Origin of the sequence: Flavobacterium acetivorans (assembly GCF_020911885.1) — a bacterium.
Taxonomy (GTDB): domain Bacteria; phylum Bacteroidota; class Bacteroidia; order Flavobacteriales; family Flavobacteriaceae; genus Flavobacterium; species Flavobacterium acetivorans.
In genome coordinates this window covers 2,515,726-2,537,090 of sequence record NZ_CP087132.1, presented here as the reverse complement: position 1 = coordinate 2,537,090, position 21,365 = coordinate 2,515,726, and the positions used below count along the sequence as shown (strand labels likewise).

14 protein-coding genes are annotated in these 21,365 nt (G+C 35.9%); 13 read left to right on the top strand and 1 reads right to left on the bottom strand.

What is annotated here, in order from left to right; translation table 11 throughout:
- Window positions 1-52 precede the first annotated feature (52 nt).
- Window positions 53-1,456: a phosphoglucosamine mutase gene (gene glmM / locus LNP19_RS11070; RefSeq protein WP_230061980.1), complete on the bottom strand. Its 1,404-nt coding sequence runs from the start codon at window positions 1,454-1,456 to the stop codon at window positions 53-55.
- A gap of 174 nt (window positions 1,457-1,630) precedes the next feature.
- Between glmM and LNP19_RS11065 the strand changes: the two genes are divergently transcribed.
- The 13 genes from LNP19_RS11065 (at window position 1,631) to LNP19_RS11005 (ending at window position 21,142) form a co-directional block, all read left to right on the top strand.
- Complete coding sequence (locus LNP19_RS11065) at window positions 1,631-2,215, top strand: acyl carrier protein phosphodiesterase (protein ID WP_230061979.1); 585 nt, start codon at window positions 1,631-1,633, stop codon at window positions 2,213-2,215.
- A 177-nt stretch (window positions 2,216-2,392) separates the two neighbouring features.
- Window positions 2,393-4,078, top strand: coding sequence for a gamma-glutamyltransferase (gene ggt / locus LNP19_RS11060; protein WP_230061978.1), 1,686 nt, complete (start codon window positions 2,393-2,395; stop codon window positions 4,076-4,078).
- Window positions 4,079-4,093: 15 nt separating this feature from the next.
- A complete protein-coding gene (locus tag LNP19_RS11055) occupies window positions 4,094-4,759 on the top strand; it encodes a DNA alkylation repair protein (protein ID WP_230061977.1) in 666 nt (221 codons plus the stop codon).
- A 45-nt stretch (window positions 4,760-4,804) separates the two neighbouring features.
- Window positions 4,805-6,589 (top strand): chloride channel protein, encoded by a 1,785-nt coding sequence (locus LNP19_RS11050; protein ID WP_072945607.1) that lies wholly within the window; start codon window positions 4,805-4,807, stop codon window positions 6,587-6,589.
- A 105-nt stretch (window positions 6,590-6,694) separates the two neighbouring features.
- Window positions 6,695-9,526, top strand: coding sequence for an excinuclease ABC subunit UvrA (uvrA, locus tag LNP19_RS11045; RefSeq protein WP_230064232.1), 2,832 nt, complete (start codon window positions 6,695-6,697; stop codon window positions 9,524-9,526).
- A gap of 87 nt (window positions 9,527-9,613) precedes the next feature.
- Complete coding sequence (locus LNP19_RS11040; RefSeq protein WP_072945605.1) at window positions 9,614-10,342, top strand: LOG family protein; 729 nt, start codon at window positions 9,614-9,616, stop codon at window positions 10,340-10,342.
- A 195-nt stretch (window positions 10,343-10,537) separates the two neighbouring features.
- Window positions 10,538-13,282, top strand: coding sequence for a gluzincin family metallopeptidase (locus LNP19_RS11035; protein WP_230064231.1), 2,745 nt, complete (start codon window positions 10,538-10,540; stop codon window positions 13,280-13,282).
- A 186-nt stretch (window positions 13,283-13,468) separates the two neighbouring features.
- A complete protein-coding gene (locus LNP19_RS11030; protein ID WP_230061976.1) occupies window positions 13,469-15,877 on the top strand; it encodes an alpha-ketoacid dehydrogenase subunit alpha/beta in 2,409 nt (802 codons plus the stop codon).
- 162 nt (window positions 15,878-16,039) lie between these two features.
- Window positions 16,040-16,720, top strand: a complete 681-nt coding sequence (locus tag LNP19_RS11025) for a peptidoglycan DD-metalloendopeptidase family protein (RefSeq protein ID WP_230061975.1) — start codon at window positions 16,040-16,042, stop codon at window positions 16,718-16,720.
- On the top strand, window positions 16,717-17,199 hold the full coding sequence (locus tag LNP19_RS11020; RefSeq protein WP_230061974.1) for a hypothetical protein: 483 nt from the start codon (window positions 16,717-16,719) through the stop codon (window positions 17,197-17,199). The genes LNP19_RS11025 and LNP19_RS11020 overlap by 4 nt, the downstream gene beginning before the upstream one ends.
- Before the next feature lie 266 nt (window positions 17,200-17,465).
- Window positions 17,466-18,041: a helix-turn-helix domain-containing protein gene (locus tag LNP19_RS11015; RefSeq protein WP_230064230.1), complete on the top strand. Its 576-nt coding sequence runs from the start codon at window positions 17,466-17,468 to the stop codon at window positions 18,039-18,041.
- 15 nt (window positions 18,042-18,056) lie between these two features.
- Window positions 18,057-20,711 carry an ATP-binding protein gene (locus LNP19_RS11010; RefSeq protein ID WP_230061973.1) on the top strand — a complete coding sequence of 885 codons (2,655 nt, stop codon included), beginning with the start codon at window positions 18,057-18,059 and terminating at the stop codon, window positions 20,709-20,711.
- The gene (locus tag LNP19_RS11005) at window positions 20,708-21,142 is read left to right on the top strand and encodes a response regulator (RefSeq protein WP_230061972.1); all 435 of its coding nucleotides are present in this window, start codon (window positions 20,708-20,710) and stop codon (window positions 21,140-21,142) included. The genes LNP19_RS11010 and LNP19_RS11005 overlap by 4 nt, the downstream gene beginning before the upstream one ends.
- Window positions 21,143-21,365: the final 223 nt, after the last annotated feature.

Here is a 21,365-nt window from a genome sequence, read left to right as displayed (position 1 = left end):
CAAAATTGCTTTCGAAAGGGGTTTTTAAATTTAAGAATAGCCGTTTTTTTTTTTAGATTCCCGCTATCGCTTTTATTTCATCAATAATTCTTAGTGCCAAAGCATCTGCTTGTGCTTGCGAAGGCGCTTCGGTATAAATACGGATAATCGGCTCCGTGTTTGATTTTCTTAAATGTACCCAATCATTGGCAAAATCAATTTTCACCCCGTCAATGGTGGTGATATCTTCGTTTTTGTATTTTTCGGTCATGGCAACCAAAATTGCATCCACATCAATTTGAGGCGTCAACTCGATTTTGTTTTTGCTCATGTAATATTCAGGATAAGAAGCACGCAAAGCCGAAACGCTCATTTTCTTGTTAGCCAAATGAGTCAAGAACAAAGCCACACCCACCAAGCTATCACGACCATAGTGCGACTCTGGATAAATGATTCCACCGTTTCCTTCTCCACCTATGATGGCATTATTTTTTTTCATCAATTCCACCACATTCACCTCGCCTACAGCGCTGGCTTCGTAATTCCCGTTATGCGCTTTTGTCACATCACGCAAAGCGCGAGAAGATGACATATTAGAAACAGCATTACCAGGCGTTTTACTCAATACATAATCCGCACAAGCTACCAAAGTATATTCTTCGCCAAACATTTCACCGTCTTCACAAATGAAAGCCAAACGATCTACATCAGGATCAACTACTACACCTAAATGAGCGCCTTCTTTAACCACCAATTCAGAAATATCGGTAAGATGTTCTTTTAAAGGTTCTGGATTGTGTGGAAAATGCCCGTTAGGCTCACAGTATAATTTTACCACTTCAACACCCATTAATTGCAACAATTTTGGAATGATAATTCCACCTGATGAATTGACACCATCCACTACCACTTTAAATTTAGCCGCTTTTACAGCTTCAACATCTACCAAAGGCAAGTTCAACACTTCATCAATATGAATGTCCATATAGGCATCATTCTCCGTGATTTCGCCCAAACTGTCCACATCCGAGAAATCGAAAGCTTCGGCTTCGGCAATTTTAAGGATTTTTTCGCCTTCAATACCGTTAAGGAATTCTCCTCTTCCGTTCAATAACTTTAAGGCATTCCATTGTTTTGGATTGTGCGAAGCGGTAAGAATAATTCCTCCGTCAGCTTTTTCAAGCGGAACAGCAACTTCTACAGTTGGCGTTGTAGAAAGTCCCAAATCAATCACATCAATTCCTAAACCTATCAGCGTGTTAATTACCAAATTATGAATCATTGGTCCCGAAATACGGGCGTCACGACCTACAACTACCTTTAATTTATCCTCTCTGATAATGGAAGGGTCTAAGCTATTTTTAAGCCAAGTTCCATAAGCCGAAGCAAATTTAACAGCGTCAACCGGCGTAAGGTTATCACCTACTTTCCCTCCTATTGTTCCTCGAATTCCTGATATCGATTTTATTAAAGTCATCTTTTGTATTTAATTTTTTGAATTTTGAGTCACAAATATAGCTAAAGTAGCTTGGTTGCAAAGAAGTAAAACAGCAAAATTTTAGACGTAATTTCGTAAAGTATGTTAAAAAGCTTTTTTCTATATTTACATTCTACAAAAGGCTTTTCTTCTTTGTGGGTTAAATAAAAAGAAATGAACTTTCTGGCACATATCTATCTTTCCGGAGATAACGATTCAATCAAAATTGGTAATTTTATAGCTGATAGCGTTCGGGGAAAACATTTTGAAAATTTTCCTTTGGATGTCCAAAAAGGAATTATCCTGCATCGAGCCATAGATACTTTTACTGATGCGCATCCTGTTTTTAGAAAAAGCACCAAAAAACTACACGCCCGATACCATCATTATGCCGGCGTGATTGTTGATGTTTTTTACGACCATTTTTTAGCAAAAAACTGGACAAATTATTCAAATGAGAATTTAGAAGAATATGTGGAGCGTTTTTACCTTTCTATGAATGATAATCTTGTAATACTCCCGGAAAAAGTGCAGAAAATGTTGCCCTACATGATTCAGGAAAATTGGTTGGTCAGTTATCAAACCATCGAAGGAATTAAATACATATTGACCAAAATGGACCAACGCACCGCTAACGAATCTAAAATGCGTTTTTCGACTGAAGAACTGACACAATTTTATTCAGAATTTGAACAGGAATTCACTGTATTTTTTGAAGATTTGAGAACTTTTGCAACAGAAAAATTGGATGAAATTTAAAAAATTTTACTACCTAGAAATATTTAGGTTAATTTTATTCTGAAAAAGATATATTTTTTTTCAAACACTAGTTTTTCACCTCACAAACCAAAATTCTATGTCTCTAGGTGGTTTAACCATTTAAAAACAAAGTTAATTATAAAATATAATGTGATAACATCTGTAAACATTACTACCATGAAAAAAATAATCTTACTTCTTTTCTTAGCTGTTTTAGGCTGTAAATCGAATGAAAAAACAACAGTGCCAACGGGCGTGGTAACTGATAAGGCCATGGTTGTTTCGGCACGCGAAGAAGCCTCTGCCATAGGAGTTGAAATCATGAAAAAAGGCGGAAATGCTTTTGATGCTATGGTCGCTACTGAACTGGCATTGGCCGTTTCCTATCCGCAAGCCGGAAATATTGGCGGCGGCGGATTTATGGTTTACAGAAAAGCAAATGGAGAAACCGGTGCGATTGATTACAGGGAAAAAGCACCACTTGCCGCATCCAAAGACATGTTTCTCGACAAAGACGGAAACGTGATTGAAGGCAAAAGTACCGCCACAGCACTGGCATCAGGAGTTCCCGGTACCATAGCCGGAATATTTGAAGTACATAAAAAATTTGGTTCTCTACCCATAAGCGAAATCTTGGCACCTGTAATCGCATTAGCCCAAAGAGGCGTAATCGTTACGCAACTACAAGCACAAAGCTTAGCCGAGTACAAAACTGCCTTCATCAAAGCTAATGGCACTAACAGCTTGTTTTCTGCAGCATACAAAGTAGGTGATACCATTAAATATCCGGCGCTGGCAAACACTCTAAAACGAATAGCACAAAACGGTCGCGATGAATTTTACAAAGGAGAAACGGCTCAAAAACTAATTGCTTTTCTTTCTAAAAAGGGCGGTAATATGACATTGGAAGATTTAAATAAATACCAGGCAAAATGGAGAACACCAATCACTTTTCAATACAAAGATTTAAAAATCACTTCAATGTCTCCCCCTAGTAGTGGCGGTATTTGTCTGAATCAAATTATGAAAATGATTGAACCTTACAATCTTTCTGAAATGGGACATAACAGCCAAAAAGCGATACAGCTCATTACCGAAGCAGAACGCAGAGCTTATGCCGACAGGAACTATTTCTTGGGTGACCCTGATTTTGTAAAACTGCCTTTAAAAGAATTGGTCGATACCGGCTATCTAAAAAAGAGAATGAGCAATTTTTCATTTGACAAAGCAAGTAAATCATCTGACATTGCCAACGGCGAAATCAAAGGCTACGAAAGCAAGCAAACCACACATTACTCCATTGTGGATGCCGCAGGAAATGCCGTTTCGGTAACAACAACCCTGAATGACAATTATGGTTCTAAAATCTATTGTGATGAATTAGGCTTTTTCCTGAACAATCAAATGGATGATTTTAGCGCTAAACCAGGGGTTCCCAATTTATACGGTCTTACAGGAACCCAAGCCAACAGCATTGCTCCCGAAAAAAGAATGTTGAGTTCGATGACACCAACCATAGTAGAGAAAAACGGAAAACTCTTCATGGTCTTAGGAACTCCAGGCGGTTCGACCATTATCACCTCAGTATTACAAACGATATTGAATGTTTATGAGTTTAACATGAGCATGCAGGAAGCCGTAGATGCACCTCGTTTCCATCACCAATGGCTACCTGACGAAATTACATTTGAACCTTCTTCCTTTGCTAAAGATTTATTAGAAAATCTAAATAAAAAAGGATACCATATCAATGAGAAAAACAATCAAATTATAGGACAAGTAGATGCCATTTTAGTTTTACCCAATGGAAAACTGGAAGGTGGCGCAGACAAAAGAGGCGATAACAAATCGGTTGGTTTCTAATCTACAATTATATTTATGAGTTTTATTTTTTCTTTAGAGTCAGCTTTTATGGAAAACAGCCATCCTGAAAATGCAGCTCCTATGGCTAAATATATGAGGAATCATTTTGCTTTTTTTGGAATAAAAACAACCGAAAGAAGACGGCTTTTCAAGGAAATTTGGAAACAAAATAAAGCAGAAGTTACCGAGAATTCCAGAACGGTCGCTTTGCAATTATTTGCAAAAAAACAAAGGGAATTTCACTATTGCGCCATAGAGATTTTGATAAAAGAACTCAAGCAAAACTATTTAAAGGATGACATTCATTTAATAAAAAAACTGATAACTGAAAATTCTTGGTGGGACAGTGTGGATACCATCTCAAAATACATACTGGGAGAATATTTATTGGAATTTCCTGATGAAACTGATACCGTAGTGAAACTTTTTTCTAATGCTGACAATATGTGGTTGAACAGAAGCGTCATTCTTTTTCAATTGGGATACAAGAAGAAAACCAATTTTGAGTTATTAAAATCTATTTGCCTCAAACAGCAATCGTCTTCTGAGTTTTTTATTCAAAAAGCAATTGGTTGGGCATTACGGGAATACGCAAAAACGGATTCTGAAGCCGTTAAGGAGTTTGTTGCTGTTACTGCCTTTAAGCCTTTAAGCAGAAAAGAAGCATTAAAAAATACATGAGGTTGCGCAAAATAATAGTAATTTAGCCCTTTCAAAAAAAGATAAATGTTTAAAAAATATATTTCTAAATTAGAAAGTATAATTGCTTGGTGGCAATCTATCCTGAGTGAAAAACAATTTATTTTCTTATCCAGTGTATTAGTTGGTATAAGTGTTGCCTTTGCAGTAATTGTCTTAAAGTCATTTGCCCACTGGGTTTTCTTATTTGCTACCTACATCAATGGCATTTTAAAACTTAGTTTTATCAATAGTGTTTTACCCATTGCCGGTTTGTTATTGACCGTATTTGTGGTAAAAAAAGTACTTCGTGGTTCCATCGAAAAAGGAACTTCACAAATTTTATATGGAGTTGCCAAAAAAGCAAGCATCATTCCAAAAAAACAAATGTATGCGCAAATCGTTACCAGTTCCCTTACGGTAGGATTGGGGGGTTCAGCCGGTTTAGAAAGCCCAATTGTGATTACAGGTGCAGCTTTTGGTTCTAATTATGCTCAAAATTACAAATTAAGTTACAAAGACAGAACCCTTCTTATAGGTTGTGGTGTCGCAGCTGGTATAGCCGCAGCCTTTAATGCGCCCATTGCCGGTGTTTTGTTTGCTATCGAAGTTTTGTTAGTCGATGTGAGCATTTCGGCATTTACCCCCATAATGATTGCCGCTGCAACCGGCGCCTTGGTCTCTGTAATTACATTAGACGAAACCATTTTATTGAATTTCAAACAACAACAGCTTTTTGATTACCATAAAATCCCTTTTTATGTACTTTTAGGAATAGTAACTGGTTTTATTTCTGTTTACTACACCCGAAATTTCCAAAGAACGGAACACTTTTTTGCCCGACTTAAGCTAAGTCCTTACAAAAAAGCAATGTTTGGCGCTTCTATTTTAGCGATCCTTATTTTTATTTTCCCTACACTCTTTGGCGAAGGTTATGAAAGCATCAAAATCCTATCCGAAAACAATCCAGGCAAAATATTAGACAACACTCTTTTTAGTGATTACAAAGACAAAACCTGGTTGCTTATTATCTTTGTTGGTTTGACGATGATGGTCAAAGTTTTTGCAACAGCCATTACATTAGGATCAGGAGGAAATGGAGGTAACTTTGCGCCTTCGTTATTTGTAGGTTCTTACGTGGGTTTTGTATTTTCCAAAGCAATAAATCTTACAGGACTCACTCATTTACCGGTCAGCAATTTTACCATGGTGGGAATGGCCGGAATTTTGAGCGGATTATTTCATGCACCATTAACCGCGATTTTCCTAATTGCCGAAATAACGGGCGGCTACAGCCTGATGATTCCCCTTATGATTGTCGCCTCCATCAGTTTTGCTATTTCAAAACGGTTTGAAAAACATTCGATGGATGTAAAAGATTTAGCAAAAAAAGGCCATGCTTTTACCAGTAATAAAGATACTAACGTCCTTTCGACATTAGATACTAATTCGATTATTCAAACCGATTATCTGACTGTTTCTCCTGACGAAAATCTAGAAAAACTGGTCGATTTGATTTCACATTCCAATCAAGTTGTATTTGCAGTTGTAGACAAAGAAAAACATTTATTGGGTATTGTTCATTTCAATAGCATACGCGAAATTATATTCAATACTTATAGGGTAAAATATACTTTGGTGAAAGAAATTATGATTGATCCGGCCGAAGTCATTTATCCTTTTAACAGCATGGAAACCGTAATGAATAAATTTGAAACTTCTAAAGTGGCTTTCCTTCCTGTGATTAAAGATGATAAATACTACGGATTTATCTCTAAATCGGTTGCGCTGGAGGCCTATAGAACCAAGCTGAAATCAATGACAATTGAATAAATTTCTATCGGTTTTTAACATAAACTTCTAAACTGTTGTACCTAAAGAACAAATCAAAATGCTAACTTTGCTGTCATTGCGATGAAAGAAGCAATCAGCAAAAATATGTTAGATAAAGACAATACCATCGAAGTTCTAGGCGCTCGAGTTCACAACCTAAAAAACATAGATATTTCCATTCCTCGCGAAAAATTGGTAGTGATTACCGGTCTTTCGGGTTCTGGAAAATCATCTTTGGCATTTGATACCATCTATGCTGAAGGACAACGCCGTTATGTAGAAACTTTTTCGGCTTATGCCAGACAATTTCTTGGCGGACTCGAACGCCCGGATGTGGATAAAATAGACGGACTTTCGCCCGTTATCGCTATCGAACAAAAAACAACTTCCAAAAGTCCGCGTTCTACCGTAGGAACGATTACCGAAATATACGACTTTCTGCGTTTGCTTTATGCGCGCGCCGCAGATGCTTACAGCTACAATACGGGAGAAAAAATGGTCAGTTATTCTGATGAACAAATCAAAGATCTTATCATAGAGGATTTCAACGGAAAACGCATCAATATTCTGGCTCCGGTTATTAGAGCCCGAAAAGGACATTATGGCGAATTATTCCAACAAATTGCCAAGCAAGGTTTCCTGAAAGTGCGTGTCAATGGTGATATTCTCGATATTACGCCCGGAATGAAACTGGATCGTTATAAAACCCACGATATCGAAATTGTGGTAGATCGAATTGTTATTGAAGCTACTCCTGATAATGAAAAAAGATTGTCCGAAAGCATCAACACGGCGATGCATCACGGAGAAAATGTATTGATGGTTTTGGATCAAGATTCGAACGAAGTGCGTTATTTCAGTAGAAACTTAATGTGTCCCACAACCGGAATTTCGTACCAAAATCCGGAACCGAATTTATTTTCATTCAACTCTCCAAAAGGAGCCTGCGATCATTGCAACGGTCTGGGAACAGTGAACGAAATCAATATCCTAAAGATTATCCCCAATCCTAAACTATCCATAAAAGCGGGCGGTTTTGCGCCTTTGGGCGAATACAAATCTTCTTGGATTTTCAAGCAATTGGAAATTATTGGCGAAAAATACGCTTTTAAAATCACCGACCCCATTGAGAAAATTCCCGAAGAAGCCATGAAAATGATTTTGAACGGCGGTAAGGAAAAATTCACTATAAATTCGAAAGATCTGGGCGTTGCCCGCGATTATAAAATAGATTTTGAAGGTATTGCCCATTTTATCAAAAACCAACACGACGAAAGCGGTTCCACAACAATTAAACGTTGGGCAAAGGAATTCATGGACGAAATATCCTGTCCTGTTTGTGAAGGTTCGCGATTAAAAAAAGAAGCATTATTCTTTAAAATCAATGAAAAAAATATTGCCGAATTGTGCAATATGGATATTTCTGATTTGACAGCTTGGTTCAAAAAACTGAACAGCCAATTATCCGATAAACAAAAACGAATCGCGACCGAAGTTATCAAAGAGATCAAAGACCGATTGGACTTTCTGATGAATGTTGGATTGGATTATTTGGCTTTAAGCCGAAGCTCCAAGTCGCTTTCCGGAGGAGAAGCCCAACGCATTCGATTAGCGACCCAGATTGGTTCGCAGCTGGTGGGTGTTTTGTATATTTTGGACGAACCCAGTATCGGTTTACACCAAAGAGACAATGAAAAATTGATCCATTCTTTGGAACAATTGCGTGATATTGGGAACTCAGTAATCGTGGTAGAACACGATAAAGACATGATTGAGCGCGCCGATTATGTGATTGATATTGGACCAAAGGCAGGGAAATTTGGTGGTGAAATCATCAGCAAAGGAACTCCAGCCGAAATTCTGGCATCGCATTCGATGACAGCCCAATATCTTAACGGCGAAATGAAAATTGAAATCCCGGCAAAACGTCGTGAAGGCAATGGGAAATTCCTAAAGTTGACTGGAGCAACAGGAAATAACCTCAAAAATATATCGATTGAATTGCCTTTGGGCAAAATGATTTGCGTGACGGGAGTTTCAGGAAGCGGAAAATCGACGCTGATTAATGAAACGCTCTACCCTATTTTGAACGCCTACTATTTTAATGGTGTCAAAAAGCCTCAGCCTTATAAAAAAATTGAAGGCCTGGAACATATTGATAAAGTGATTGACATTGACCAAAGTCCGATAGGTAGAACGCCACGCTCTAATCCGGCTACTTATACCGAAGTTTTTACCGAAATCAGAGCTTTGTTTACCAAGACTCCTGAGAGTATGATTCGCGGTTATAAGGCGGGACGTTTCAGTTTTAATGTCAAAGGCGGACGCTGTGAAACCTGTGAAGGTTCAGGAGTACGAACCATAGAAATGAATTTTTTACCGGATGTGTATGTCGAATGTGAAACTTGCCAAGGCAAACGTTTCAACAGGGAAACTCTGGAAATCAGGTACAAAGGAAAATCCATTTCGGATGTCTTGAACATGACGGTAGACGAAGCCGTTCCGTTCTTTGAAATGATTCCGAAGATCTACAGAAAAGTAAAATCCATTCAGGATGTAGGTTTAGGCTATATCACATTGGGACAACAAAGTACAACCCTTTCGGGTGGAGAAGCACAACGAATAAAATTAGCCGGAGAATTATCTAAGAAAGATACCGGAAATACCTTTTATATTTTGGACGAACCCACAACAGGTTTGCATTTTGAGGACATTCGAGTATTGATGGACGTGATTAACAAACTGGTTGACAAAGGGAATACAATATTGATTATCGAACACAATATGGATGTAATCAAACTGGCCGATTACATTATCGACATTGGCCCCGAAGGAGGAAAAGGCGGCGGACAAGTTGTCGCCAAAGGAACTCCAGAGGAAATTGCAAAAGTTAAAAAGAGTTATACAGCGCAGTTTTTGAAAAAAGAGTTACTTTAGTATTTTGAAGTTTTATACTCTGTTCCTTTAGCTATGCGGGATTATGAGAATATAACTAAAATAATAGTTAAATAATACAATACGAATATGAGATTAGAAGATTTTGACAACGATGAGGATAAAGTAATCCAAGATAAATTAAAACAAAAAACCTGGAACGAGATTAGAACCAATGACAGTTGGGCTATTTTTAAGATCATGGCTGAATTTGTAAATGGTTACGAAAGCATGGGACGCATCGGTCCTTGTGTATCCATTTTTGGATCGGCAAGAACCAAGCCCGAGGATAAATACTATAAACTAGCCGAAAGTATCGCCTATAAAATCAGTAAAGCAGGTTATGGTGTGATTACCGGCGGCGGTCCCGGAATCATGGAAGCAGGTAACAAAGGGGCGCATCTGGGCGGCGGAACTTCTGTAGGTTTAAATATTGAATTACCATTCGAGCAGCATTTTAACCCCTATATTGACGGAGACAAGAATTTGAACTTTGATTATTTCTTTGTTCGAAAAGTGATGTTCGTAAAATATTCCCAAGGTTTTGTAGTTATGCCAGGTGGTTTTGGAACCTTGGACGAATTGTTTGAAGCCATAACCTTAATCCAAACCAAAAAAATAGCCAAATTCCCCATAATACTGGTTGGGACCAGCTTTTGGTCAGGATTGATTGATTGGGTAAAAACGGTCTTAATCGAAAAAGAACAAACCGTGAGTCCCGATGATTTGAAATTGATAAAAATTGTGGATTCAGAGGATGAAGTGGTTGAAGCTTTAGATAATTTCTATAAAAAGTACAATTTGAAACCTAATTTTTAAGAATAGGGCTGTTTTTTATAACAGCCCTATTTTTTTTAGTCTTTTAACTACAAAGCATTGTGGGTTTTATGTAAATAAAATGTATCTTGTACTTTATTAAACCGAAATCTACCATTGAAATCTACCTACAAATTTGCGGTTTGCCTTTTCGTTTTATTGACCTCAATAAAACCGTACGCCCAACATCATTCCAAAATGTTTGTTGAGGTAGATTTTGATACTAAAACCTTGAATATCCAGCAGGAAATTGCGTTTTTTAATGATTCTAATGATAGCCTTTCGACAATAGTGCTCAACGACTGGAATAATGCCTACTCCAATGTAAAATCGCCTTTAGCCAAACGCTTTTCTGATGAATTTTACAGAGGTTTTCATTTGGCTAACGAAAAAGAAAAGGGAAGCACAAACAATATCACCATCATTGATGCTAATAAATTATTCCTTGGTTGGGAAAGAACAGAGGAAAATCCGGATGTCATCAGCGTAAAGCTCAGAGAAAAACTGGGTCCAAAGCAAAAAACGACTCTTTATCTTACTTATGTAGTAAAGATTCCCAGTGATAAATTTACCAAATACGGTTATGATGTTAATGGAGGAATAAATCTGAAAACATGGTATTTAAGCCCTGCCCGATATGAAAATCATGGTTTTATAAAATACAATAATGAGAATCTGGATGATATTGCCAATGCCGTTTCTGATTATGACATTGAGCTAAAAGTACCTAAAAACATGGATGTTTCTTCTGATTTGAACTCCTCTGAGCCGATTGTCAAAGCCCACTCTTCCATTTATAAATTATCCGGGAAAAACCGAATTAATTTTGACCTATTCATAGAAGCAAAATCCAGTTTTTACAGCTTTAAGAATTCACTTGAAGTGCTAACTAATTTGAAAGAAGAAAAAATTAGCGGCATTCAAAAAGCTATTATTATTGACAATATCGTCTGCTATGTCAATGAGTTAATAGGAAAATACCCCTTTGAAAAAATTGTGGTTTCTGAAACGGATTATGAACGCAATCCGTTTTATGGTCTGAACCAACTGCCTTCCTTTATTAGTCCGTTTTCGGATGAGTTTACTTATGAAATAAAATTCTTAAAAACCTATTTGAACGCCTATCTCAAAAACACGATGAGAATAGACAACCGGAAAAATAGTTGGATCAATAACGGGATTCAGGTTTATGCAATGATGAAATACATTCACGAGAATCATCCTAACAGTAAGATGTTAGGAAGCGCCAGCTCTTTTAGATTATTGAGAAGTTATAATTTGACAAATCTGGATTTTAACGAGCAATACAGCTATTTCTATATGCTGATGGCTCGTAAAAACCTGGATCAACCACTGGGCAGCCCAAAAAACACTTTGATCAAATTCAACGAGCAAATTGCCAGTAAATATCATGCTGGGTTGAGTTTGCGCTATTTGGACAATTACCTTGGTGAAAATACCGTTACCAATAGCATCCGTCAATTTTACGCTAAAAATCAGGAAAGCCAAACCTCAGAAAAAGATTTTGAAACCCTGTTGAAATCCAATACGGAGAAAAACATAGATTGGTTTTTTAATACTATTGTAAACACCCGCAAAATCATAGACTATAAATTTTCGAATGTTATCAAGACAAAAGACAGCATCTCTTTTTCCATCAAAAATAAAACTGGAGTTATTGTTCCGGTTCCCATCTATGGTGTGAAACACGGAAAAATTGTATTAAAAAAATGGCTGGAACCGCAATCCAATGATACGATTTTTACTTTGGAAAGAAATAATTCCGATAAGATTGTCATCAATTATAATAATGAAGTTCCTGAATACAACTTGCGAAACAATTGGAAATCCCTGAAAAGTTTTTTTCCAAACAATCGCCCCATCAAGTTTGTGTTCATGAAGGATCTTGAAGACCCTTATTACAATCAGGTTTTGTATGTACCTACTCTAACTTACAATTTATACGACGGCCTGTCGCCCGGAATAAGACTTCATAATAAAACGATTTTAGACAAACCTTTTGTATTTGATGTCAATCCATCTTATTCTACAAAAACAAGCACTTTATCCGGATCAGGTTATTTTGTGGTAAATCAAAACTACAGAAACAGCGCTTTATACAATGTTCGCTATTCGCTATCGAGTTCTTATTTTCATTATGCGCCGGATGCCACTTACCTTTCGATAAATCCAACCGTTCAATTGCGTATTCGTGAAAACGACTTTAGAGACAACCACAAACAATTGATTCTTTTTCGCCAGGTGATGATCAACCGAGAGAAAAGTGCGATTGTAGTAGATAATTCCAAAGAAAATTACTCTGTTTTTAATACAAAATATTTTAACTCCAATAATGAACTTACCAAGCAATTCAGTTTCATGACTGATCTGCAATTGGCAGGCAAATTTGGAAAAGTAGCCGCCGAATGGAGTTATAGAAAACTATTTGAAAACAATCATCAGATACAATTACGCTTCTATGCCGGCAGCTTTTTATACAACAAAACCAATTCTGATTTCTTTAGCTTTGCTCTAGACAGACCAACAGACTATTTGTTTGACTATAATTATTATGGAAGATCAGAGAGTAGCGGATTTTTTAGTCAACAATTAATTATTGCCGAAGGCGGATTTAAATCTAAATTGAACACACCCTTTGCTAATCAGTGGATATCAACTTTGAATGCAGGATACAATATTTGGAATTGGGTCGAAGTTTATGGCGATCTGGGTGTTGTTAAAAATAAATCTCAAAACGCAAAACTGTTATTTGACAGCGGAATTCGGCTGAATTTGGTTCCAGACTATTTTGAAATGTATTTACCGGTCTATTCTTCGAATGGTTGGGAAATAGGACAAAACAAATACAATGAAAAAATAAGGTTCATTATTACTTTATCTCCAAAAATATTAATCAATTTATTTAATCGAAAATGGTTTTAATTGATTAAATAAAAACATAGCAATTGAAATATTCTTAACAGAAAAGCTTTTTAATTACATATAATTAAAAAATAGTTAATTCAAAATAGATAAAATTACACATAATTAAATTTTATTTCTTTTATTGAATTATGATAATAGCTAGTTTTTAAGTAAATTTGCAGCACTAAGTTATACTTTTCAATTATGATAAAAGAAAAAACCAATACTACATTGACATTCGAAGATTTCAAAACCGAAGTATTGAACGACTACAAAATCGCTATAACAAGCCGAGAATGTAGTCTATTAGGACGTAGAGAAGTATTGACCGGAAAGGCTAAATTTGGAATTTTTGGTGATGGAAAAGAGGTCCCTCAGCTAGCGATGGCTAAATTTTTCAAAGACGGAGATTTCCGTTCTGGATACTATCGCGACCAGACTTTCATGATGGCTATAGGTCAATTGACTGTGGAACAGTTTTTTGCCGGTTTATATGGAAATACCAGTATAGAACAAGACCCCATGTCAGGAGGTAGACAAATGGGCGGTCACTTTGCCACCCATAGTTTAAATGAAGATGGTTCTTGGAAAGATTTAACAAAACAAAAAAATTCAAGCGCTGATATATCCCCTACAGCCGGACAAATGCCTCGCTTACTTGGCCTTGCGCAAGCATCAAAAATATACAGACAGGTTGATGGAATTACCAACAAATCAAATTTTTCAGTTGAAGGAAATGAAATTGCTTGGGGAACTATTGGCAACGCCAGTACATCCGAAGGACTATTCTTTGAAACCATTAATGCAGCAGGTGTTTTACAAGTACCTCTAATCGTTAGTGTCTGGGATGATGAATATGGAATTTCGGTTCATGCCAAACATCAAACTACAAAAGAGAATATTTCGGAAATATTAAAAGGATACCAACGCGATAAAGACGCCAAAGGATATGAAATTCTCAGAGTAAAAGGATGGGATTATTCAGATTTGATTGCGACCTATGAAAAAGCATCTGCCATTGCCCGTGAAGAGCATGTGCCCGTGCTCATTCATGTAAACGAACTGACGCAACCTCAAGGACATTCCACTTCAGGTTCTCATGAAAGATACAAAGATGCTGATCGTCTGGCTTGGGAAAAAGATTTTGACTGTATCCGACAAATGAAATTATGGATGATTGCTATTAATATTGCATCACCAGAAGAAATTGCCGAAATTGACTTGAAGGCAAAGAATGAAGTTCTTGAAGCTAAAAAAGCAGCTTGGAATGCCTTTATAAATCCCATTGTACAAGACCAAAAAGAACTGGTAAAACTATTGGAAAAAGTCGCTGTTTCTTCTGAAAACAAAGACAATATACTAAAGCAAGCCTCTGAACTAAATAGCTTAAAATCTCCTTTAAAAAAGGAAATTCTTATAGCAGCCCGCAAATCTTTGCGTTGGATTTCTAATGGTGAAGAAAAGAATGAATTATCCAGCTGGATCACCTCTTACTTAGCTAAGAACCAACCACATTTTAGCAGTCATTTGTATTCGGATTCTGATTTGAATGTGTTTTCTGTAAAAGAGGTTTTACCTGAATATAATGAAAACTCAAAAGAGGAAGCAGACGGAAGAATGATTCTACGCGATAATTTTGATGCCATTTTCACAAAATATCCGGAAGCCTTAATATTTGGTGAAGATGCCGGGGCTATTGGTGATGTGAACCAAGGACTGGAAGGCATGCAGGAGAAATATGGTGAACTGCGTGTAGCAGATACCGGAATACGCGAAGCTACAATTATAGGGCAAGGAATAGGAATGGCTTTAAGAGGCTTAAGACCTATTGCCGAAATTCAATATTTAGACTATTTGTTGTACGCCATACAAATCATGAGCGATGATCTAGCAACCTTACAATACAGAACTGTCGGCAAACAAAAAGCGCCTTTAATTATTCGTACCAGAGGACATCGCTTAGAAGGAATTTGGCATTCTGGTTCACCAATGGGAATGATTATCAACGCTGTTAGAGGAATTCATGTTTTGGTTCCAAGAAATATGACCAAAGCAGCAGGTTTTTACAACACTTTATTAGAATGTGACGAACCGGCTCTAGTAATCGAATGCTTGAATGGTTACCGATTAAAAGAGAAAAAACCGACTAATTTTGGAGAATTCAAAACACCAATTGGTGTTGTTGAAACCATGAAAGAAGGTAATGATATCACCTTGGTTTCTTATGGCTCTACATTGAGACTGGTTGAACAAGCTGCCAATGAACTTATGGAAGTTGGTATTGACTGCGAAATCATCGATTTACAATCCTTATTACCATTTGATATTAACCACGATCTGGTAAAAAGTATCGCAAAAACAAACCGTCTTTTAGTAATCGACGAAGATGTACCTGGCGGCGCTTCGGCTTATATTCTACAACAAATTGTAGAACAACAGGACGGCTATAATTATTTAGACAGTAAACCGCAAACCTTAACGGCAAAAGCACATCGTCCTTCTTACGGGACAGATGGTGACTATTTTTCAAAACCGTCTGCAGAAGATATCTACGAAAAAGTATATGCTATGATGAATGAGGTAAATCCATCAAAATTTCCAAGTTTATACTAAAATAACTATTCAATAAGTGAAAAAGGATGTCTATAATGACATCCTTTTTTTTTAGCAGTATTTGTAGCGAAACAAAATATCTTAATGAAAAGTTATAATTATGATATCAATCTGTCATGTTGAATTTTTATTGTAATTTGAGAATACAAAATTGAATTATAAATGAGCAACTTAGAAACGACATTAAAAAACATCCAAAATGTAGAATTAATAGACAGTTCAGTAGATCATCCCTATTATTTTCCCATCGATCTTTCCGTTTCTAATAATGAGCTGTCAAAACACAATTTAGGCACTGCGGCTGATTTTCAAAGATACGTAGAAAATATATTAGCCTCAAACAACTCAACAGTTGCCTATGGCGGTTATAAAGAAGAAAGGAATCTTTACAAAAAAAGTCCGATTTTTAAAAACAATAAAACGGAAGAAAGAAACATACATCTGGGTATAGACTTGTGGACAAAAGCAGGAACGAATGTATTATCGGCTCTGGACGGAACAATTCACAGTTTTAAAAATAATGTTGGTTTAGGCGATTACGGACCAACAATAATCTTGGAACACAGACTGGAAAATCAACAATTTTATACTTTATACGGACATTTAGCGTTAGAGAGTTTAGAGAATTTAAAAATTGGCGCTTTTTTTAAAAAAGGAGAACAACTGGCTGTTTTAGGAGAGGCATCGGTAAATGGCAACTACGCTCCGCATTTGCATTTTCAAATCATAAAAAACTTAGGCAATAATTTTGGTGATTATCCCGGTGTTTGCAGCAAAAAAGATTTGGCTTTCTATCTCGAAAACTGCCCTGATCCCAATTTATTATTAAAAATACAAGCATGAAAAAAATCATTTTACTACTTAGCTTAATCGTACTCATTGGTTGTAAATCAAAAAAAAACGCCCTCGAGACTGAAGAAAAAAAAGACGAAGTTAAATTCGAAAAATTAGCCCTGACAGCGGTTGATGCAGGCTTAAAGAATAAAGCATACGAACTGGGCAAAAGAATTTTGATGACTTGTAATACATCCAAATTTAAACCTTTTAACGAAACGGAAGCCACAAGCTCCGTTATTGCTAACATCACCTTAGAGAAGCTTTCCAAAACCTGCACCCGTTACCGCCAGTTTTACGGAGATTTCAAAGACATTCAGTTAGTAGAAATTTATAAAGACTACCAAAACAACACCATTGTATTTCGCTATAAGGCATTGTATACTAAAAAAGTGGCCAATAAAGAGCTTCGGGTATCTATGAATGACGAGAATAAAGTTTCTGCAATAAAATCAATGGATTGGACTGATTTATTTGAACTGAAATAGAAATAAAACTCTAAAAAACACATTTTATGAGCTGAACAAAAAATACAGTTAACCAATTCATACCACCTGCCGATAAATCAAAACTTATAAAAAAAACTACCTTTTATTTCAGTTTTTTACTCACTATTATAAATTTTAGTCAAAGGTTTCCAAACCGTGAATTATGTAACTTTTTTAAATAGTTATACAACTCGTTTTCAATAAAAAAGAGCAACTTTTACAATCAGTTAAAAAAAGAAAACAATTTGAAGTTATATATAAAATACATGGTCAGTAATCGTTGCAAATCAGCAGTGAAAGAAGAGTTAAAGAAACTTGGTTTGCATTTTATTGTCGTTGATCTAGGAGAAGTAGATGTGATGGAAAATATTTCCAAGGATCAACGAGAATCTCTTAAAATAGGACTCCTTAGTTCCGGCTTTGAACTGATGGATGATAAAAAGTCTATGCTCATAGAAAAAATTAAAAATGTAATTATTCAGATGGTTCACCATTCTGACGAAATCATTAAAGTAAATTTCTCTATTTATTTAAGCGAAAAATTAAATCACGATTACACCTATTTGTCCAACTTATTTTCTGAAGTTCAAGGAACGACTATTGAACATTTCATCATTTCTCATAAAACCGAAAGAGTCAAGGAATTAATTATTTACGGAGAACACAACATTACTGAAATTGCTTGGAAAATGGGATACAGCAGTGTCGCTCATCTCTCGAGTCAGTTTAAGAAAGTAACAGGACTCTCCCCTTCTCACTTCAAGAATTTGAAAGATAAAAGACGCTGTCCCATTGAAGAAATTGGAACTGAAAATAACAGGAATCAAAATACTCTAAATTAATTTTTAAAAACGATTATGAAATTAATTTCAGACAACAAAAACCAATTCTATTCCCTTTTTTTAGTTCTAATATTGGCTTCGGTCTTAGCTTTTTTCTATTACAACAATCTTAAAGTGAAATCTAGCGGTATCTCAGCCGACCACGCTCAGGATATACTAAGCAAAAATGACAATGTTCTTTTGGATATTCTTGATATTGAAATTGGCATGAGAGGTTATATCGTTTCCGAAAATAACATTTATTTGGAGACTTTCAATAATGCCCGAAAATCGCTCAACAAAAACCTACTGGCTTTATCAGAATTAACTAAAAATAATCCAAAGCAAAAAAAAGAGGTCGATTCCTTAAGTATCATGGCTACGGAAAAATTATTCCTACTTCAAAAAATTGTCGATGACAAAAAGATTGGTTTATTAAATGAGAATGAAAAAATAGCCATTCTTAATAATGGAAAAGTTATTACTGATAAAATAAAAAATATCATATCTGATATAAAATACGATCAGTATCATTATTTAAAACAAAGGAAAGACGAAAATGACAATAGAATCCAAACTACGGAAATCTTGTTCTTTTTACTCTTACTGTTAATATTCACCATTTTTACCCTTGTCTCAATCATTATCAAAAATTTAAAAGGCAGAAACAATGAATTAGAACGCTATACCGCTTCACAAAAATTACTCTCTAATTATTCTCTTAGCCTTATTGAAGCCAGTTTAGATCCACTAATTACTATAAATATAGACGGAAAAATAACTGATATAAACGAAGCCACCGTTAAAATTACGGGCTTGGATCGCGACAAACTCATTGGTTCTGATTTTTTTGACTATTTCACCCAGCCACAAATGGCGCGCGAAGTATATCAGGAAGTTTTTGCTAAAGGCTCTGTGTCTGATTCTCCCCTTACGCTGCGACACAAGGACGGAAAACTGACTGATGTACTATTTAACGGATCTGTTTATAGAGACGATCAAAAAAATGTACTTGGAGTAGTTGTAGTCGCTCGTGATATCACTGACCAAAAAAGAATTGAAACAGAACTGATAGAAGCCCGGGTTTTTGCCGAACTAGCAACCGGAATCGCAGAAGAGGAAAAAAGAAATGCCGAATGTGCCACCACAATAGCCGAAAATGCCGTAAAAGCAAAGCAACAGTTTTTATCCAATATGAGTCATGAAATACGAACTCCGATGAATGCTATTATTGGGTTTACAAAAGTGGTCTTAAAAACTGATTTGACAGCAAAGCAAAAAGAGTATTTAGATGCCATAAAAATGAGTGGGGACGCACTAATTGTATTAATAAATGACATTCTGGATTTAGCAAAAGTAGATTCCGGAAAGATGACTTTCGAGAAAATCCCCTTTAAAGTGAAATCATCGATATCATCGATGCTCCATCTGTTTGAAACAAAAATTCAGGAGAAAAATTTAACGTTAATTAAAGAATACGATCCTAACATTCCCTCAATAATAGTGGGCGATCCCGTTCGTTTGCATCAAATTATTTTAAATTTGGTGAGTAATGCCGTAAAATTTACCTCAAGAGGAAAGATCACTGTTGCTGTTCGTTTAATCGATGAAACCCCTGAGAACGTAACCCTTGAATTTGCTGTTACTGATACCGGTATTGGAATTCCTGAAGAAAAAATAGCCACAATATTTGAAAATTTCCAGCAAGCATCCAGTGGAACATCCCGAATTTATGGAGGCACAGGCTTGGGACTGGCTATTGTCAAACAATTAGTAGAACCCCAAGGCGGCACCATTAAAGTAAAAAGTGAAGTGGGTGAAGGAACTACCTTTAGTTTTAGACTGAATTTTGAAAAAACGGATGTTGATGCCGAGCTGGAAACTGAAATACATGAATTGGATTCGGATATAAAAAACATAAAAGTTTTAGTCGTAGAAGATATAGCGCTAAATCAATTATTGATGAAAACACTATTGGATGATTTTGGTTTTCAAAGAGATATTGCCGAAAATGGAAAAATAGCCATAGAAAAACTGGAAAAAAACAGTTATGACATCATCCTAATGGATTTGCAAATGCCAGAAATGAATGGTTTTGAGGCTACCGAATACATTCGAAAAATAATGAAATCCAATATTCCTATTGTTGCTTTAACAGCTGATGTCACCACCGTAGATTTGGCCAAATGCAAGGCCGTAGGAATGAATGATTATGTTACAAAACCCGTTGACGAACGATTGTTATACAGTAAAATAGTAGGAATCGTAAGAAAATCATCAAGCCTAAAAGACAATGAACTGAAAAAAAATAGCCTTGCGAAAAATTCCAAATGCATTGATTTAGCCTATTTGAACAGTCGTACTAAATCAAATCCTAAACTAATGATGGAAATGATTGCGGCTTATTTACTGCAAACACCTCCTTTAATAACCGCTATGAAGCAAAGTTTGACTGAAAAAGATTGGACTTTACTAGCTGCTTCGGCTCATAAGATGATTCCATCTTTTTCAATAATGGGTATGAATCCTGATTTTGAAGAAATGGCAAAAACAATCCAAAACCACTCCAGTGAGTTAGAAAATAAAAAGGGCGAAATTGATGATTTAGTTTTCCAACTTTCAACTATTTGCGATCAAGCTTGTAAAGAATTAGAAATAGAATTTAATAATATTAAAAACATAAACGGATGAAAAACGAAGAGAAAATAAAACTATTTTTAGTAGATGATGATGCCGTTTTCTTAAAATCATTAGAAATCGAGTTTCTTAATCATACCGATTTTATTGTTGAAACTTTTGCTACCGGAGAACTTTGCATCGCTAATTTAGATCAAAATCCAGATGTGGTCATTCTTGATTACCATTTAGACGGAATAGATCAAAATGCCATGAATGGAATAGAAACATTAGATAAAATTAAAGAATTTAATTCTAGTATTCCTGTAGTAATGCTGTCTTCTCAGGACAAAATTGACGTAGCGATAAGCTGTATGCATCATAAAGCATTTGATTATGTCGTAAAAAGCGAAACGGCTTTTATGCGACTTCAAAAGAATATTACCGCCTTTTTCCATTTTGAAAGAATCGAGAAAGAATTAAATTGGTATATGGCTAGAATGTAAATTGATGATTGGCATTCTATATAGTAGCCTATAAAAAATCTCTTTAATAGAAATAAAAGCACCTTTTGTTAAGTACAAATGGTGCTTTTATACTTTTAAAAGCCACACACATCAGAAAAGTGTGAAAGATGAAACTTTCTGTACAAATTATATAAAACGAACTATGCATGAGAGTCTTACCTTTGATATTAATAATACAATTACAAATTATTGTTCGCTATTA

Bases quoted from the DNA above. Each gene is read 5' to 3' on its own strand.
- glmM (WP_230061980.1), bottom strand. From the start codon at position 1,456: ATGACTTTAATAAAATCGATATCAGGAATTCGAGGAACAATAGGAGGG.
- LNP19_RS11065 (WP_230061979.1), top strand. From the start codon at position 1,631: ATGAACTTTCTGGCACATATCTATCTTTCCGGAGATAACGATTCAATC.
- ggt (WP_230061978.1), top strand. From the start codon at position 2,393: ATGAAAAAAATAATCTTACTTCTTTTCTTAGCTGTTTTAGGCTGTAAA.
- LNP19_RS11055 (WP_230061977.1), top strand. From the start codon at position 4,094: ATGAGTTTTATTTTTTCTTTAGAGTCAGCTTTTATGGAAAACAGCCAT.
- LNP19_RS11050 (WP_072945607.1), top strand. From the start codon at position 4,805: ATGTTTAAAAAATATATTTCTAAATTAGAAAGTATAATTGCTTGGTGG.
- uvrA (WP_230064232.1), top strand. From the start codon at position 6,695: ATGTTAGATAAAGACAATACCATCGAAGTTCTAGGCGCTCGAGTTCAC.
- LNP19_RS11040 (WP_072945605.1), top strand. From the start codon at position 9,614: ATGAGATTAGAAGATTTTGACAACGATGAGGATAAAGTAATCCAAGAT.
- LNP19_RS11035 (WP_230064231.1), top strand. From the start codon at position 10,538: ATGTTTGTTGAGGTAGATTTTGATACTAAAACCTTGAATATCCAGCAG.
- LNP19_RS11030 (WP_230061976.1), top strand. From the start codon at position 13,469: ATGATAAAAGAAAAAACCAATACTACATTGACATTCGAAGATTTCAAA.
- LNP19_RS11025 (WP_230061975.1), top strand. From the start codon at position 16,040: ATGAGCAACTTAGAAACGACATTAAAAAACATCCAAAATGTAGAATTA.
- LNP19_RS11020 (WP_230061974.1), top strand. From the start codon at position 16,717: ATGAAAAAAATCATTTTACTACTTAGCTTAATCGTACTCATTGGTTGT.
- LNP19_RS11015 (WP_230064230.1), top strand. From the start codon at position 17,466: ATGGTCAGTAATCGTTGCAAATCAGCAGTGAAAGAAGAGTTAAAGAAA.
- LNP19_RS11010 (WP_230061973.1), top strand. From the start codon at position 18,057: ATGAAATTAATTTCAGACAACAAAAACCAATTCTATTCCCTTTTTTTA.
- LNP19_RS11005 (WP_230061972.1), top strand. From the start codon at position 20,708: ATGAAAAACGAAGAGAAAATAAAACTATTTTTAGTAGATGATGATGCC.